15 protein-coding genes are annotated in these 14465 nt (G+C 73.5%); 1 reads left to right on the top strand and 14 read right to left on the bottom strand.

Going from position 1 to position 14465, the window contains the following annotated elements; all coding sequences use genetic code 11:
- Positions 1-127 precede the first annotated feature (127 nt).
- From pheA to D7I43_RS26980, 5 genes are all read right to left on the bottom strand, one after another.
- Positions 128-1084, bottom strand: coding sequence for a prephenate dehydratase (gene pheA, locus D7I43_RS26960; RefSeq protein ID WP_120331444.1), 957 nt, complete (start codon positions 1082-1084; stop codon positions 128-130).
- 10 nt (positions 1085-1094) lie between these two features.
- Positions 1095-1598 carry a hypothetical protein gene (locus tag D7I43_RS26965; protein WP_120331445.1) on the bottom strand — a complete coding sequence of 168 codons (504 nt, stop codon included), beginning with the start codon at positions 1596-1598 and terminating at the stop codon, positions 1095-1097.
- A gap of 223 nt (positions 1599-1821) precedes the next feature.
- A complete protein-coding gene (locus tag D7I43_RS26970; protein ID WP_120331389.1) occupies positions 1822-2211 on the bottom strand; it encodes an ACT domain-containing protein in 390 nt (129 codons plus the stop codon).
- Between the two features lie 74 nt (positions 2212-2285).
- Positions 2286-2744, bottom strand: coding sequence for a hypothetical protein (locus D7I43_RS26975; RefSeq protein WP_120331390.1), 459 nt, complete (start codon positions 2742-2744; stop codon positions 2286-2288).
- A 176-nt stretch (positions 2745-2920) separates the two neighbouring features.
- Positions 2921-3661 carry a hypothetical protein gene (locus D7I43_RS26980; protein ID WP_120331391.1) on the bottom strand — a complete coding sequence of 247 codons (741 nt, stop codon included), beginning with the start codon at positions 3659-3661 and terminating at the stop codon, positions 2921-2923.
- 163 nt (positions 3662-3824) lie between these two features.
- Here D7I43_RS26980 and D7I43_RS26985 point away from each other — a divergent pair, with 163 nt between their 5' ends.
- A complete protein-coding gene (locus tag D7I43_RS26985) occupies positions 3825-5030 on the top strand; it encodes an arginine deiminase (protein WP_120331392.1) in 1206 nt (401 codons plus the stop codon).
- A 129-nt stretch (positions 5031-5159) separates the two neighbouring features.
- Here D7I43_RS26985 and D7I43_RS26990 read toward each other — a convergent pair whose 3' ends face one another.
- The 9 genes from D7I43_RS26990 to D7I43_RS27030 form a co-directional block, all read right to left on the bottom strand.
- On the bottom strand, positions 5160-6044 hold the full coding sequence (locus tag D7I43_RS26990; protein ID WP_120331393.1) for a DUF5926 family protein: 885 nt from the start codon (positions 6042-6044) through the stop codon (positions 5160-5162).
- 104 nt (positions 6045-6148) lie between these two features.
- The gene (locus D7I43_RS26995) at positions 6149-6565 is read right to left on the bottom strand and encodes an ATP-binding protein (RefSeq protein WP_240033181.1); all 417 of its coding nucleotides are present in this window, start codon (positions 6563-6565) and stop codon (positions 6149-6151) included.
- Between the two features lie 64 nt (positions 6566-6629).
- On the bottom strand, positions 6630-8087 hold the full coding sequence (locus D7I43_RS27000) for a sensor histidine kinase (RefSeq protein WP_120331395.1): 1458 nt from the start codon (positions 8085-8087) through the stop codon (positions 6630-6632).
- A 196-nt stretch (positions 8088-8283) separates the two neighbouring features.
- The gene (locus D7I43_RS27005) at positions 8284-9078 is read right to left on the bottom strand and encodes a glycerophosphodiester phosphodiesterase (RefSeq protein ID WP_120331396.1); all 795 of its coding nucleotides are present in this window, start codon (positions 9076-9078) and stop codon (positions 8284-8286) included.
- Positions 9079-9087: 9 nt separating this feature from the next.
- On the bottom strand, positions 9088-9423 hold the full coding sequence (locus tag D7I43_RS27010) for a rhodanese-like domain-containing protein (RefSeq protein ID WP_120331397.1): 336 nt from the start codon (positions 9421-9423) through the stop codon (positions 9088-9090).
- A gap of 58 nt (positions 9424-9481) precedes the next feature.
- The gene (locus D7I43_RS27015) at positions 9482-10420 is read right to left on the bottom strand and encodes an LCP family protein (RefSeq protein WP_192902286.1); all 939 of its coding nucleotides are present in this window, start codon (positions 10418-10420) and stop codon (positions 9482-9484) included.
- Positions 10421-10663: 243 nt separating this feature from the next.
- Entirely contained in the window at positions 10664-11875 is a 1212-nt protein-coding gene (locus D7I43_RS27020; protein WP_120331398.1) for an LCP family protein, read from the bottom strand.
- 212 nt (positions 11876-12087) lie between these two features.
- A complete protein-coding gene (locus D7I43_RS27025) occupies positions 12088-13329 on the bottom strand; it encodes an LCP family protein (RefSeq protein WP_120331399.1) in 1242 nt (413 codons plus the stop codon).
- A gap of 103 nt (positions 13330-13432) precedes the next feature.
- Positions 13433-14404, bottom strand: a complete 972-nt coding sequence (locus D7I43_RS27030) for an NAD-dependent epimerase/dehydratase family protein (RefSeq protein WP_120331400.1) — start codon at positions 14402-14404, stop codon at positions 13433-13435.
- Positions 14405-14465: the final 61 nt, after the last annotated feature.

The raw sequence follows: 14465 nt of genomic DNA on the forward strand, positions 1-14465 counted from the left end.
GCCCAGCTCCGCGTCCCGGTTCGGGTCGTGGGCGTCGCTCGGGCCACGTCGTCTTGCGTCCCGGTCCGGTCGGGTGGTCGTGCGTCCCGGTCGGGGCACTCGGTCGTGCGTCGCGGTCGGGCGGCGGTCAGCTGAGTTCGCCGGCACGCAGTCGGGCCAGCCAGGCCGCCGCGTCGGCGTAGTCGGCGTCCGAGAGGCCGGGCGGCGGCGGGACGGGCCGCTCGCCCGCCGCCTCCGCCCAGCGGTGGCGGGGGTACGAGCCGAGGAAGCGTACGTCGGCGCAGACCCGGCGCAGCCCCTGCAACGCCTCGCCGAGCCGGACGTCCGCCACGTGCCCCGTGCAGTCGAGGAAGAAGACGTAGCGGCCCAGCGCCTCGCCGGTGGGCCGGGACTCGATGCGGGTCAGGTTGACCCCGCGTACGGCCAGCTCCATGAGCACCGCCAGCAGCGCGCCCACCCGGTCGTGGGCGATGTAGACGGCCAGCGAGGTCACGTCGTCCCCGGTCGGTGGCGGGGGCGGGCCGGGACGGGAGAGCAGCGCGAACCGCGTCACCGCGTCCGGATGGTCGGCGATCTTGTCGGCGAGCACCGCCAGCCGGTGCCGCGTCGCGCCGATGGGCGCGCAGATGGCGGCGTCGTACTCGCCGGCGGCGGCACCCGCGGCGGCGGCGCCGTTGGAGAGGACGTCGACCACGACGGCGTCGGGCAGGTGGACCCGGAGCCAGTTCCGGCACTGGGTGGACGCCTGCGGGTGCGCGGCCACCGTACGGACCGCGGCCAGCTCGGTGCCGGACCGCGCGCCGAGCACGAACTCCACGGGCAGGATCACCTCGCGGGTGATCACCAGGGGCTCGCCCTCGGCCAACTCGTCCAGCGTCACCCCGACCGCCCCGCCGATCGAGTTCTCCAGCGGCACCAGGGCCGCGTCGGCGTCGCCGGCCCGGACGTTCTCCAGCGCCTCCCCGACGCTGCGGGCGGGCGTACGGCTGCCGCGTTCGGCGGCGGGGATCGTGCGCAGCGCCTGCTCGGCGAAGGTGCCCTCGGGCCCGAGGTAGACGAAGCGCGTCGGCGGCGTACCCGGCATGCCGACCAGCCTACGCACCCGGTACGCCCACCGTGCCGCCGTCGCAGGCCAAGGTCCGGATGCCGGGCGGGGCGAGCACCCGCACCTCGGCGGTGCAGACGTCGGTGCCGGCCGTCACCAGCTCCGGGGCGGTCGGCCGGCCCCGGGTGACCACCAGGAGTTCCTCGTAGCCGGTCACCTGGAGCACCGTGTACTGCCAGTCCGCGGCGCACTGCGGCCCGGTGCGGACCTGGACGCGGACGTCGTCGGGGAGCACCCCGGCGGGGCCACGCAGCAGCCGGACGATCCGCTCGCCGGTCGGCCCGCTCCGGCAGGGTGTCGCCACCAGACCGGCGTCGGTCGGCGTGGCCGACGCCTCCGGGAAACCCGACGGGAGACCGGTGGCCGGCGGGACCGCCGGGGTGGGCACCGAGGTCGGCGGCGGCGGTGCGGTCGGTGAGGCGGCCGACGCCGGCTGGCGAAGGTCGGGTGGGGCCCCGCAGCCGGCCAGTGCCAGCGCGGCCACGACGGCCACCGCCGGACGGCGCCACCGGTGGGGCGCCCGCGGCGTGCCGGCCGCACCCGGGGCACCGGGCGGCGTCGGGTGTGCGCCGGGCGGCGTCGACGGCCGGCCGGCGGAGCGGCGGAGCACGGTACGGCGGGGCGGGGTGGGCGGCACGGCCGATCCTGAGGGGGCGGGGACGGTGGGCCGGGGGTGGCCGTGCCCATCGTAGGAGGATCCGCAGCGCGGGTGAAGGTCAGCCGAGCACGCGGTGCCCGGCGCGCTCGAGCGCGGCGGTCGCCTCGCCGAGCCGTACGCTCGGGACCAGCAGGTAGTCGGTGTCGAACGTGGAGAACGCCACCGCGCTCACGCGGGCCGCCGTGAGCGGGTCGACCAGGGCGGCCAGGGTGCCGGTGACGGCCACGCCGTCCGGGCCGGCCACCCGCAGGCAGCGCCACGCCGTCTCCACCACGGCGTGCTCGGGGGCCCGGTCCATCGGACAGATCACCGAGATGCCGTCAGCGGTCCAGCTCACCGTCACCACGTCGGCGGCGCCGAGCCCGCTCGACAACGCGGGCGGCAGGGCGGAGCCGGCGGCCATCCGGCACACGGCGTACTCCCCCGGCAGCAGCGCGATATCGAGCATGAGGGCACCCTACGGCCTCGGCCCGACCCCTCCCGGCTTCGCCGCGTGCGGCGAACGCCACACATCGCCGCAGGTCAGACGCCGGAGAAGAACGTCAGCGAGCCGGCCACGACGCCGTCGGTGAGCACCGGTGTGGAGATCGCGTCCACCGTCGAGTCCGGGGCTCCCTCGGTCGCCGCCTGTACGCGGAGCAGGCCCCGGGCGAGCCGGCCGGAGGAGAGCGCCAGCAGGGGCGGGATCTTGTCGATCTCCTGCTCGGTCAGCTCGCCGCGGTTGGCGGTGAAGTCGAGCAGGCGCAGCCCGCCGTCGAGCAGGGGCAACCCGATCACCGTCCGCGGCTCGCCGAGGCAGAGCAGCTCGCACCCCGCGGCCGAGATCGCCACCACCCGGGTCTCGGCATCGATGAGCAGGCAGGGCTCGTCGGCCTCCGACACCGTCGAGGACCAGCGGCCCACGTTGTCGAACTCCGGCTCTGTCGAGGCCCGCGCCGCCGGCACGAACACTTCCGAGAGCGAGAGTTCGACGTGGGCCACCGAGCCTCCTATGTACACCGACGGACTGTCCACGCTAGCCGGTTGTCCAGACGGTCGGCGACCGCACCGCGACCGCCGGACCACCGCTGCGCGAGCGGCTACCGGACCGGACGGCCGGCGACGGCGCGGACCTGTGGCGCCGGCGGCGGCCGGCCCACGTGACGTCCCCGATGACGTTACCGGCGGTTGGCCGGCTTGTCAGCGGCCGTTCGGCCGTCCTCGTACCACCGGTAGTCGGCGGCCGGACGGTAGGTGCCGTTCAGCCAGGTGTTCGGATGCTGTGCCACCCGGGACAGCTTCTCGGCGGTCGCCGGGCTGATCCGGTTTCCGCCGGCGACGAGCAGGCGGTCCAGCTCCCGGTGCGTGGCCATGAGGCAGTCCTTGGGCAGGCCGTAGACGCTGATGACGCCGGAGCCGACGAACGTCAGCACCGGCGTCACCGGGATCGGCAGGCCCACGGCGTCCGACAACGCCTTGCTGGCCCGCTTGGCGTCGCGGCGCGCCTCGGTCACGTACGGCGGGCGCTTGCCGTTGATCTGGACGACGTCGCCGGCCACGAGCACCCGGGCCCGGCCGTGGTCGACGATGGTGACCGCGAAGAGACCGCTCGGCCCGATGGCGAGGAACCCGGCGCGTTCCTCGTGCGGCCGGTCCAGCAGGAGGTCGGCCGGGTCGGTGCGGGGCCACTCGATGACGTGCCACGCCGGCCCGAGGTGGTCGAGCTGGCCGAGGGCCCGCGCGCCGGCCGCCTCCAGTCGTCGTGCGCCGCGCTCCGCCCGCCGACGGCGGGCCCACTCGAGAGGGGTCGGACGGACCGGCTCGAGGGCCCCCGGCGACTCCACGCGGGGGTGTGGCACCGCCACACGCGGCAGGCCGCGGCTGGTCGGTACGGCTCGGCGGGCGGGGAAGACAGTCATCGCGACCTCCGGCAAAAGGTCCCTCGAAGTTATGTCCCCACTACCCTACGTTGCCAGTCGGGGTGGTCGGCAAGGTGGAGCGCCGGAGTGACTGTGGATGAATGCCATATTCATCCACACTTCTTTTCCCGGATGCCGCCAAACCCTGCCCTACGCTGCCAGGGTGACCCACTATGTGGACAGCGAAGTCGGCCGGCTCGGGACGGTGCTCCTGCACCGTCCCGGCCCGGAACTCGCCCGCCTGACCCCTCGCAACAACGACTCCCTCCTCTTCGACGCCATCCCGTGGGTGGGACGCGCGCAGGAGGAGCACGACGCCTTCGCCGCGGCGCTGCGCGAGCGTGGGGTGGAGGTGCTCTACCTGGCCGACCTGCTCGCCGAGACGCTGGGCGTCGCCGACGCCCGGGCCGAGCTGACCGAGCAGGTGCTCAGCTCGCCCCGGCTGGGGGACACGCTGCGCGCGCGGGTCGCCGACCACCTCGCGTACCTCGACCCGGCCGCGCTCGCCGACGTGCTCATCGCCGGCCTCGCCCACGAGGAGCTGCGCATCAGCCCGGAACGCCCGGGCGGGCTCGTCTACACGCTGATGGACCGGCACGACTTCGTCATCGACCCGCTGCCCAACCTGCTCTTCACCCGGGACTCGTCACTGTGGATCCGGGACCGGGTCGGTGTCACCAGCCTCGCCATGCAGGCGCGGCGGCGGGAGAGCACGCTGACCAACGCCATCTACCGTCACCACCCGCGCTTCGCCGGCACCGAGTTCGTCTACCACCCGGGACTGGAGCACCTGGAGGGCGGCGACGTCCTGCTGCTGGCGCCCGGTGTGATCGCGGTGGGGGTGGGCGAGCGGACCACGCCCGCCGGCGCCGAGCGGCTCGGGCGGCAGGTCTTCGCCGCCGGGCTGGCGCACACCATCCTCGTGGTGCCGATCGCGCAGGAGCGGGCCACCATGCACCTGGACACGGTCTGCACGATGGTCGATGTCGACGCCGTCCTCATGTACCCGAACGTCGCCGACACGCTGTCGGCGTACACCGTGATCGCCGGCGCGGACGGCGGCGACCCCCGGGTGGACGGGCCGGCCCCCTTCCTGCGGGCCGCCGCGGACGCCATGGACCTCGACCAGCTCCGCGTCATCGACACCGGCCTCGACCCGGTCACCGCCGAGCGCGAGCAGTGGGACGACGGCAACAACACCCTCGCCATCGCGCCGCGGCTCTGCGTGGGGTACGAGCGCAACGTCGAGACCAACGCGCAGCTGGAACGGGCGGGCATCGAGGTGATCCCGATCGCCGGCTCGGAACTCGGCTCCGGCCGGGGCGGCCCCCGCTGCATGTCCTGCCCCCTGGTACGCGAGCCGCTCTGACCCCCTCTTCCCCCGCGATCTTGCACTTTGTGCCCCGACAAAAGCCACAGAGTGGCACGAACCGAGGGCCCAAAGTGCAAGATCGCGGGAAGAGGCCGGGGCGCGGGGGCGAGGGGGGGTAGGGGCGTGTCAGCGCAGGGTTAGTTGGCGGCCTAGCAGGCCCTGGCGGGAGCGGCGTGCGGCGGCGTCCAGGGGTGCGGTGTCGGCGAGCGCCTCGGCGTACCGCTTGGCGAACTCGGCCACCGGGGCCTCCCACTCGCCGGCGGGCGTGTGCTCGGGCAGGTCCCACACCGGCACGAGGCGCCCGTGCGCGCGGAACATGCCAGCGAAGCGGGTGTCGTCGCCCAGGGTCAGGGTGCCGGCGGCGCCGAGGCGGGCCAGCGCGTCGAGCGCGGTGTCCTCGTCCTCCGGGAGCACCCAGCGCACGTGCGCCTTCTCCGGCACCTGGCACCAGTACGCGGCCTTCGCGGCGGTGAGCCGCACCGTCGGGTAGATGGCGGCGTTCGCCCGCTCCAGGGACGCCTGCACGTTCGGGTCGTCGGTGGCGCCCGGGTCGAGCCAGAACTCGAACCCGTCGTGCATGGTGATCTCCAGCGGCCCGTCGACGAGGACGTCCTGCAGCCGGGGCCCGGGCCCGGGCAGCGGCGGCACCGCGACGGGGCTGCCCGGCTCGGTCCGCAGCGCGCAGAGCAGCGCCTCGGCGAGATCCCGGGAGACGTCGCCGGACTGGATGTGCCGCTGGAGCCCGATGAGCACGCGGCCGTCCGGCTTCGTCATGGCGGGGGCGGCCATCGGCAGCACCGTGGCGAGGGTCACCGGACGCTCGCCGAACTCCTCCACGAGGGCGGGGGCGAGCCGCAGCGGCGCGGACGCGGCCGGGACGAGTTCCCGCAACGCGATCCACTCGGGCTCGTCGGCGAGCCCCTCGAACGGGCGCGGGACGAAGATGTCGCGCACCTTCTCCCGCTTGGGGGTGGTCTCGGCGGCCCGCTGGCTCTTTCGACGCTTGCTCACGGCGAGACAGCCTAGAGGCCCGGGCCGACGTGTGTGGGGAGGACCCGGGCGGGGGCCTCCCGTTTCACCGGTGCGATGGGCAGCTCGGCGTGGGCCACGCGGGGTCAGCCGGCGACGGCGAGATCGGGGCGGACGGACCCGGCGGGCTCGAAGTCGGCCCAGACGCTCTGCCCGAGCCCGTCCCGCTCGACGCCCCACCGGTCGGCCAGCCCGGCGACGATGTGCAGCCCCCGGCCGTCGGCCGCGTCGAGGCTGGGCGCCCGCATCCGCGGCTCCTCGGCGGCGCCGCCGTCGGTGACCCGGAGCTGGACGCGGGGCGCGTCGGCCGGGCCGCTCAGCCGCCACGCCACCCGGACCACCCCGCCGGGCAGCGGGCGGGCGTGCCGGACGGCGTTGCCCACGAGCTCGGCCAGGACCGCGACCAGGTCGGCGAGGAGGGTCGGCGGCACCAGATCGGTCAGTTCGGCGGCCAGCCGGTGCCGAGCCAGCCGCGCTCCACTGGCGTGGTGGGGAACCACCACGCACCAGGCTCGTTCACCCGTTCCCGTCGCCACCGTCGCCCCTTCACGCCCCCACCACGGCCCGTCACCCGCGCGGTAGCCGCACCTCTGCGACCGTACCGCCACCGGTCCTCGGACGGAGGGATACCCATCCATTCTGCTGTTCAACGATCCGGCGGACGAGATAGAGACCGAGTCCGGCGCCCGGGTAGCCCCGGCGGTCACCGGACTCGCCCTGCCAGAACCGGTCGAAGGCCCGCTCGACGTGCTCGGGCCGGATGCCAATGCCCCGGTCGCTCACGCGGAACGACACCATCTGCGTGTCCGACCCGGCGCTGACCTCGATGGGTGTGCCCGCCGTCGAGTACTTGCCCGCGTTGGTGACCAGCTCGGTGAGCACGGTGGCCAGGCTCGGCCGGTGACCGAGGGCCTTGGGCAGGTCGACGGGCAGGTCGACGGTGACCCGGCGGCGCAGTTCCGCCGGAAGGTCGGCGACGGCGGCGCGCAGGGTGTCGCCGAGGTCGAAGGGGGTCGGTGGCTCGTCCCCCGGGCCCGACTCGGCCGCCGAGGAGAGCAGTCGGTCGACCAGCCGGGCCAGCTCGTTCGCCCGCTGGCCGATGATCCGGGCCGCCTGGCGCCGGTCCGCGTCGGTCAGCGACTCCCAGTGGTCGGTGAGGGTGTCCGCGTACCCCTTGATCACCGTGACCGGCGTGCGCAGCTCGTGGCTGGTCACCGCGACGAAGAGGTCCCGCTCGTGGTCGCGGCGCTGCTGGTCGGTGATGTCCCGGAAGGTCACCACCCGCAGGGAACCGGGACCGGGCAGCTCGCCGGAGGTGATCCGCAGCCAGCGGCCGTCGGGCAGCCGGTGGTCGAGCACCTGCCCGGGAGGGGGGATGGGGAACGGCAGCGGCCGGCTGAGCGCCTGGGCCGCGGCCTGACCGGTCACCTGGGCCGCCGCCGGGTTCCACAGCCGCACCCGACCGTCGCGGTCGACCACGGCGAGCCCGTCGGCGAGCGCCGCGACGACCGGGCCGTCGCCGTGCACCGGCAACCCGGTCTGGTCGCCGTACATGTGGGCGATGCAGGAGGCGAGGTACGCGACGACGCCGTGCTGCTCGGCGTCCGGCTCGTCCTCGCCGTCGGAGTAGAAGGCGTGCAGGCTGCCGACCGGGTGCCCGCCGATCTCCGCGCGGGAGACGACCATCCGGCGCAGGCCCCGTTCGACCAGTTCGCCGGACAGCCTGCCGTTGAGCTGGTCGAGGCGGACCTGCTGCACGCGGGGACCGCTGAGCAGGTAGACGGTGGCCGGGTCGTCGGGGGCGAACGGCCGGCCGAGGGTCCACTCGGCCGTGCCGGTCGCGGAGATCACCCGACCCCCGGTGGGGCCGAACTCGACGAACGCCATGGCGGTCGCGCCGAGCGCCGGCTGGGCGACCCGGAGCAGCTGGGTGAGGACGGGAAGCCCGGCGTCACCGGAGTTGATCATTTCGATCACCACGGTGTGGCCGGCGATGAGAGCGGCGAAGTCGATGCGCTCCGGCATGTCCGAAAGTGTGCCCCGCCGACCGGATTTTGGGCACCCCCGCGCGTCCCGCGGCCCTCGCCCGACCGGATCCGCGTGGCGGGCAGGCCCGGGCGGGCGTCCCGCGGTCGCGGCCCGATCCGACCGGCACCCGCACGGCAGGCAGGCCCGGACGCGCGTCCCGCGGCCGCCCGACCGGCCCCGTACCCGCGCCGGGTCAGCGTCCGAGGCGGGCGAGCGTCTGGGCGGGGCGGTCGGTGATGATCCCGTCGACCCCGGCGGTGAGGACGAGGTCGAGGTCCTCCGGTTCGTTGACCGTCCAGACGTACACCTCGTTGCCGGCCGCGCGCAGGGCCGGCAGCAGCTGCGGGCGGGCCCGGACCAGACCGATCCCCGGCCCGGCGATCCGGGTGCCGAAGGGCAGCCGGCCCAGGCGCAGCCAGCGCGGCAGCACCTCCAGCAGCAGCACGGTGGGCAGCGTCGGTGCCAGTTCCCGGATCCGGCGCACGGCCAGCGGGGAGAACGACATGACGGTCACCTGGACCGGGTCGTCCGGTCGCGGCTCGGCCAGGCCGTACCGGCGCAGCATCCGGACCAGGCGCCGTTCGACGTCGGCGCCGTACCGGGACGGGTGCTTGGTCTCGACCAGCAGCCGGACCGGCCGGCCGGCGTCCAGCACGGCGTCGAGCAGGCGTTCGAGGGTGAGCAGCCGGGTGTGCGACTCGTCCGGCGGTTCGTCCCCGTCCGCGGGGGCGCACCCCGGGTGCCAGGAGCCGAAGTCGAGCATCTCCAGCTCGGCGAGCGTACGGGCGCTCACGAGGCCGCGCCCGTTGCTGGTGCGGTCCAGCCGGCGGTCGTGCACGCAGACGAGATGCCCGTCGCGGGTCAGCCGGACGTCGCACTCCAGCCCGTCGGCTCCCTCCGCGAGGGCGCGCAGGTACGCCGCGAGGGTGTGCTCGGGGAGGTCGTACGAGGCGCCGCGGTGCGCGAACACCAGGGGTTGGTCGCCCATGGCGGCGTCCTAGAGCACCCGGCCGGGCTGCCCGTCCTCGCCGACCACGGGTCGCCCGGCGGCGGCCCACTCGCCCATGCCGCCCTCGACGTTGCGCACCTGCTCCCAGCCGTTGCGCACGAGGTAGGCGACGACCTGGGCGGAGCGACCGCCGGAGCGGCAGATGACGGCGACGTCCCGGTCGGTGGGCACCTCGGCCAGCCGGGCCGGCAGCTCCATCATCGGAAGGTGGTGTGCGCCGGGCGCGTGGCCGGCCGCCCACTCGTCGTCCTCGCGCACGTCGAGCAGGTACGTGTCGTCCGCGACCTCGGTCACGGACATGGTGGGAACCTGGGGTCCGAACACGGCTACCAAGCCTAGATCCTCGTCGTGCCGATCGCCGGGGACCCGGCCGTCGGCGCCGTCACAACCGGACGACCCAGCGCGGGTTCGCCTGCGCCCAGTCCGGCATCCGGGTGCCGCGGACGGCGTCGAAGAGCCCGTTGCCGCCGTTGTCCAGCACCACGTACGACACCTCGTCGATGACCTGCGGATACGAGGGCACCTGCACGCCCTTGAGGGCGTCGGGTGGCAGCCCGCGGAGGGCGAAGAGCAGGTCCTCCAGGGCCACCCCGTTGGTGTCCACGGTCAGCGAGTCGCCGACCGCCCGGATCACCTGGTCGAGCTTGACCGGGTTCGTCCGCAGCCGGGTCTCGCCGGCGCGGTCCAGCATCGCCCGGAGCAGTTGCTGCTGGTGGCGTTGGCGGTCGTAGTCGCCGCCGGGCAGGTCGTAGCGCTGTCGGACGTAATCCAGCGCCTCGGCGCCGTTCATCTGTCGGCAGCCGGGGCTGAAGACGCGGTTGGTGTGGATCGACCGGACCTCGCGGTCGACGCACATGCGTACCCCGCCGAGCAGGTCCACCACCTGCCGGATGCCGGAGAAGTCGACCAGCGCGGCGCCGTCGAAGCGGAGCCCGGTCAGCCGGGCCAGCGTGGCCGACAGCAGTTGGGCGCCCGACTCGCCGCCGCCGCCGTGCTCGTACGCCGCGTTGATCTTGTCCTGGCCGCCGGCGTAGCCGTTGGCGGCCGGGATGGCGACGAGCAGGTCGCGGGGGATGGAGACCAGGTACGCCTGCCGTAGCCCGGCCGGCACGTGCACGATGAGGATGGTGTCGGCGCGCTGCTCCGGGTTGGTGTCCCCGGGCCGCCGGTCGGTGCCGATGAGCAGGTAGTTCAGTGGACCGGACAGGTCGGTCCGCGCGTTCCGCGCGTCCGGGGCGAGCAGTTGCTCCTTGAGCACGGTGCGGTCGTACCGGTCGGTCAGCGCCTGGAGCCCGAACACGGCGAGCCCGGCGAGCAGCACCAGCGCGAGGCCCGTTCCGAGCAGGACGCGCGGCCAGCGGGCGCGACGCGGCCGGACGGTCCCGGCGTCCGCCCCGGTCCGCTCCCCGTCGTCCTGGCCCGACCTGGACGTGGCCCCTCCCCGTCGCCAGTACGTGAGTGCTGCTCACGTCAGGCTACGGGCGGGGCCGTGCCGGCTGGCCCGGTTCGCGGACTTTCCCGGCGGCCGATCACGCGGCGCCGGCCGCTGGTCGCCGGAAGGAGGTCACTGCCGGTTGGAGACGACCTCGGGGTGGTAGAAGACGTACTCGGCCAGCTTGTCCTGCTTGACCGCCTTGAACATCTCCAGCGTCTCGGCGCTGAGCACCTCCCGGCCGGCGCCGTTGCCGTTGAAGGTGCCGTTGTTCGTCTTGAGCATGGTGAGCTCGTTCGCGGTGATGCCGCGCAGGGTGAAGATGAAGTCCGCGATCGGCACGCCGCTCGTGTCCAGGACCAGCGCCTTGCCGGCGGCCTTGATGAGCTGCTGGATCTTGATGGGGTTGGTGAGCGTGCCCTGCTCGGTGGCCTTGCGGGCCATCGCCTTGATCAGCTGCTGCTGGTTCTGCTGCCGGTCGTAGTCGCCGTTCTTGAGGGTCTTGCGCTGACGGGAGTAGTCGAGCGCGGCCCAGCCCTCCATCTCCTGGCAGCCCTTCTTGTGCACCACCGGGGTCATGGGCTTGCCGGTCTTCTTGGCGTCCGCGTTCCACATCGGCTTGCCGTCGACGTACGACATGTGGATCGACTTGACTTCCTGCTTCACGCAGATCCGCACGGTGCCGAGGGCCTCGATGATGTTCTTGAAGCCGCCGAAGTTGATGATCGCGGCGCCGTCGAAGCTGACCCCGGTGAGCTGCTTGATGGTCCTCGCCATCAACTGGGCGCCACCCTCCCAGCCGCCACCGTTGCGGGCGCCGATCTGGAACGCGGCGTTGATCTTCTCGGTGCCGCCCGCCCAGTTGCCCTTCTCCCACTGCGGGATGTGCGCCTCGGTGTCGCGGGGGATGGAGATCAGGTACGCCTGGTCGTGGCTGGCCGGGATGTGCAGGACGATGATCGAGTCCGACCGGACGTCGTCCGCCGCCCACCGCTCCCGCGCGTCCACGCCGAGCAGCAGCATGTCGATCGCGCCGTCCAGGCTCGCGCCGCCCTCGGCGTCGGTCTTGCCCGCGTCGCCCAGCAGGTTCCGCTGGGCGATGTTGCCGGTCGCCTGGCTGATCAGCGCCTTGCTGCCGACGATCGCGACGCCGCTCGTCAGCATCAGCACCGCGCCGAAGACCACCGTGAGCCGGGCCCAGAGCGGGTCCTTGCGACGCGGCCGCTTCCTCGGGGGGGTCGCGTCGGCACCCCGCCGCGGTTGGGTGGGGATGGTGGGGCCACCGCCCATGGGCGATCGGTGGTCATCCAGCGACGGAGGGCGACGGCTGGTCTGAACCGGCATGCGTGCTCCAGCTCGCGTTGTCAGGGGGCGGGATCACTGTACGGACACTTTGCGATCCTGGCGAGTTCGTCAGGCGGCAAATAGCCGTGCACCCGGGGGCACGGGCATTCTGACCGATCGCCCGGATCGATGGCGACCGGTGATGGGCGGCCTTTCACGAACTGGAAACTTCTTCACCGCCGCCCGGGACGTCACGCCCGGAGAGTGACCGTTCAGCCGCCGTCGGTGCCCTTCTGCGGCTGGTTGGCCTTCACCCAGTCGGCCATCGTGTCGGCCGACATCGCGCGGTACATCGCCAGCGCCTTCTCCCGGTCGGAAACCACCACCGACTCTCCGTCGACCATGTCGCTGCCGGAGTTCGGGCTGGTCACGAACGTCAGGTTCTCACCTCGCAGGTTGCGGAACTGCACCGCCATGTCGACCAACGAGAAGTCCTTGTCCACGGTGACGGCATCGGTCACGGACTGGAGGGAGGCGTTCAGCTTCTTCGGGTTGCTGAGCGTGCCGGTGCTCGCCGCCTTGTCCAGCAGGGCGCGCAGGAACTCCTGCTGGTGCCGCATCCGCGCGAAGTCGCCGTCCGGGAACTGCTTGCGCTGCCGGATCCAGTCCAGCGCCTCCGCGCCGTTCATGTGGTTCATGCCCTTGGTGAACGTGCGGTACGGCTTGTGGATCGACGTGACGGTCCGCTCGACGTTCAGGTCCACCCCGCCGAGCGCGTCGGTGACCTGCTTGAAGCCGGCGAAGTCGATGGCCACCACGTGGTCGAGCCGGACGTCGGTGAAGCACTCGACGGTGCGTACCGCGAGCGGCAGGCCGCCGAACGCGAACGCCGCGTTGATCTTCGCCCGCTGGCCCGAGCCGCAGTCGGCGTTCGCGCTCTCCGGGATCGGCACGTACAGGTCGCGCGGGATGGAGACCAGGTAGGCCTCCCGGTGGTCGGACGGGATGTGCATCACGATGATCGTGTCGGCCCGCCACTTGCCGGCCTGGTCGACCGGGGCGTCCGGGTCGCGGGAGTCGCTGCCCACCAGCAGGATGTTGAGCGCACCCTCCACGGGCTTCGCCGGCCGGCCCTCGGTGATCTCGGCGAACGGGTCGGTGCGGGCCAGGTCGTCGTCGAGGTTGCGCACGTAGAGCCAGGCGCCGAGCCCGCCGAGCAGCGCGAGCACCAGCACTGCCACCCCGGCCACCAGGCCGATGCGCCCCCACCGGGGCCGCGGGCCCCGCCGGCGGGGCCGGTCGCCGCCACCGGGCCCGTACGGACCGCCCGGCCCGCCGGGTCCGCCCGGGCCACCAGGCCCGCCGCCCTGCGGCTCCTCCTCGTCGTACGACGGCTTCCAGCGTGCGTCCGACGGCCGGGCGCGCCCGGAGACGCCGCGCGCGGTGCCGGGCACCGATGCGCGCCCGGCGCTGCGGTGCAGGTGCGGGAGCGGGGCGGACCAGGTGGCTGACATGTAACTCAGGGTACGTAGCGTCGGCCAGAGTCGCCCTCAGGCGACACCCAGGTTCCGACGGGCGTGCCGCGACGGAGAGCCGCCAGAGCCGCGACGGGGGCCGTCAGAGCCGGCTGCGGAAGTAGTCGATGGTGCGCCGGAGGCCATCCTCGGGCGCAACGACCGGTTCGTAGCCGAGGAGTTCGCGGGCGAGCGTCAGGTCGGGGCGGCGCATCTCCGGGTCGTCCGCGCTGCGCGTGACGTACGTCACCTCGGAGGTGCTGCCGGCGAGCGACACGATGGTCTCGGCGAGTTGCCGCATGCTCATCTCGTGTTCGGTCCCGCAGTTGATCGGGCCGGTCTCGGTCGAGTCGAGCAGCAGCAGGATGCCCCGGACCAGATCCTCGACGTAGCAGATCGAGCGCGTCTGCTCGCCGGTGCCGTGCACGGTGATCGGATCGCCGCGCAGCGCCTGGGAGATGAAGGTGGGGATGGCGCGCCCGTCGTCCGGCCGCATCCGCGGGCCGTACGTGTTGAAGATCCGGACGATCGCGGCGTCCAGGCCCCGGCTGCGGTGGTACGCCATGGTCGCCGCCTCGGAGAACCGCTTGGCCTCGTCGTAGACGCTGCGGATCCCGATCGGGTTGACGTTGCCCCAGTAGGTCTCGCGCTGCGGGTGCTCCTTCGGGTCCCCGTACGCCTCGGAGGTGGAGGCCATCAGGAACCGGGCGCCGTCGGCGAGCGCGCGGTCCAGCAGGTGCAGGGTGGCCACCGAGCCGACCCGCAGGATCTCCACGGGCAGCTTCTCGAAGTCGGTCGGGCTGGCCGGGGAGGCCATGTGCAGGATCGCGTCGAACCGCTCGACGAGCGCCGGGTGCGGCGGCAGCCCGTCGGAGACGTCGCCCTCGACGAGGGTGAAGGTCGGGGTGTCCAGCAGGTGCGCGAGGTTCTCCTTCGACCCGGTGACGAAGTTGTCCAGCGCGACCACGGAGCAGCCCCGCGCGATCAGGGCGTCCACCAGGTGTGACGGCACGAAGCCGGCGCCGCCCGTGACGAGGACGCGGTGACCTTGGCCGAAGCGGGGAGCAACCTTCATACCGGTCAGCCTACCCAGCGTCACCGTCGTCCGGGTCGGGGGCGGGGCGGCGCGCCGGCCG

Source organism: Micromonospora globbae (assembly GCF_003610785.1).
GTDB classification, from domain to species: Bacteria; Actinomycetota; Actinomycetes; order Mycobacteriales; family Micromonosporaceae; genus Micromonospora; species Micromonospora globbae.

Bases quoted from the DNA above. Each gene is read 5' to 3' on its own strand.
- pheA (WP_120331444.1), bottom strand. From the start codon at position 1,084: ATGCCGGGTACGCCGCCGACGCGCTTCGTCTACCTCGGGCCCGAGGGC.
- D7I43_RS26970 (WP_120331389.1), bottom strand. From the start codon at position 2,211: ATGCTCGATATCGCGCTGCTGCCGGGGGAGTACGCCGTGTGCCGGATG.
- D7I43_RS26980 (WP_120331391.1), bottom strand. From the start codon at position 3,661: ATGACTGTCTTCCCCGCCCGCCGAGCCGTACCGACCAGCCGCGGCCTG.
- D7I43_RS27000 (WP_120331395.1), bottom strand. From the start codon at position 8,087: ATGCCGGAGCGCATCGACTTCGCCGCTCTCATCGCCGGCCACACCGTG.
- D7I43_RS27005 (WP_120331396.1), bottom strand. From the start codon at position 9,078: ATGGGCGACCAACCCCTGGTGTTCGCGCACCGCGGCGCCTCGTACGAC.
- D7I43_RS27020 (WP_120331398.1), bottom strand. From the start codon at position 11,875: ATGCCGGTTCAGACCAGCCGTCGCCCTCCGTCGCTGGATGACCACCGA.
- D7I43_RS27025 (WP_120331399.1), bottom strand. From the start codon at position 13,329: ATGTCAGCCACCTGGTCCGCCCCGCTCCCGCACCTGCACCGCAGCGCC.
- D7I43_RS27030 (WP_120331400.1), bottom strand. From the start codon at position 14,404: ATGAAGGTTGCTCCCCGCTTCGGCCAAGGTCACCGCGTCCTCGTCACG.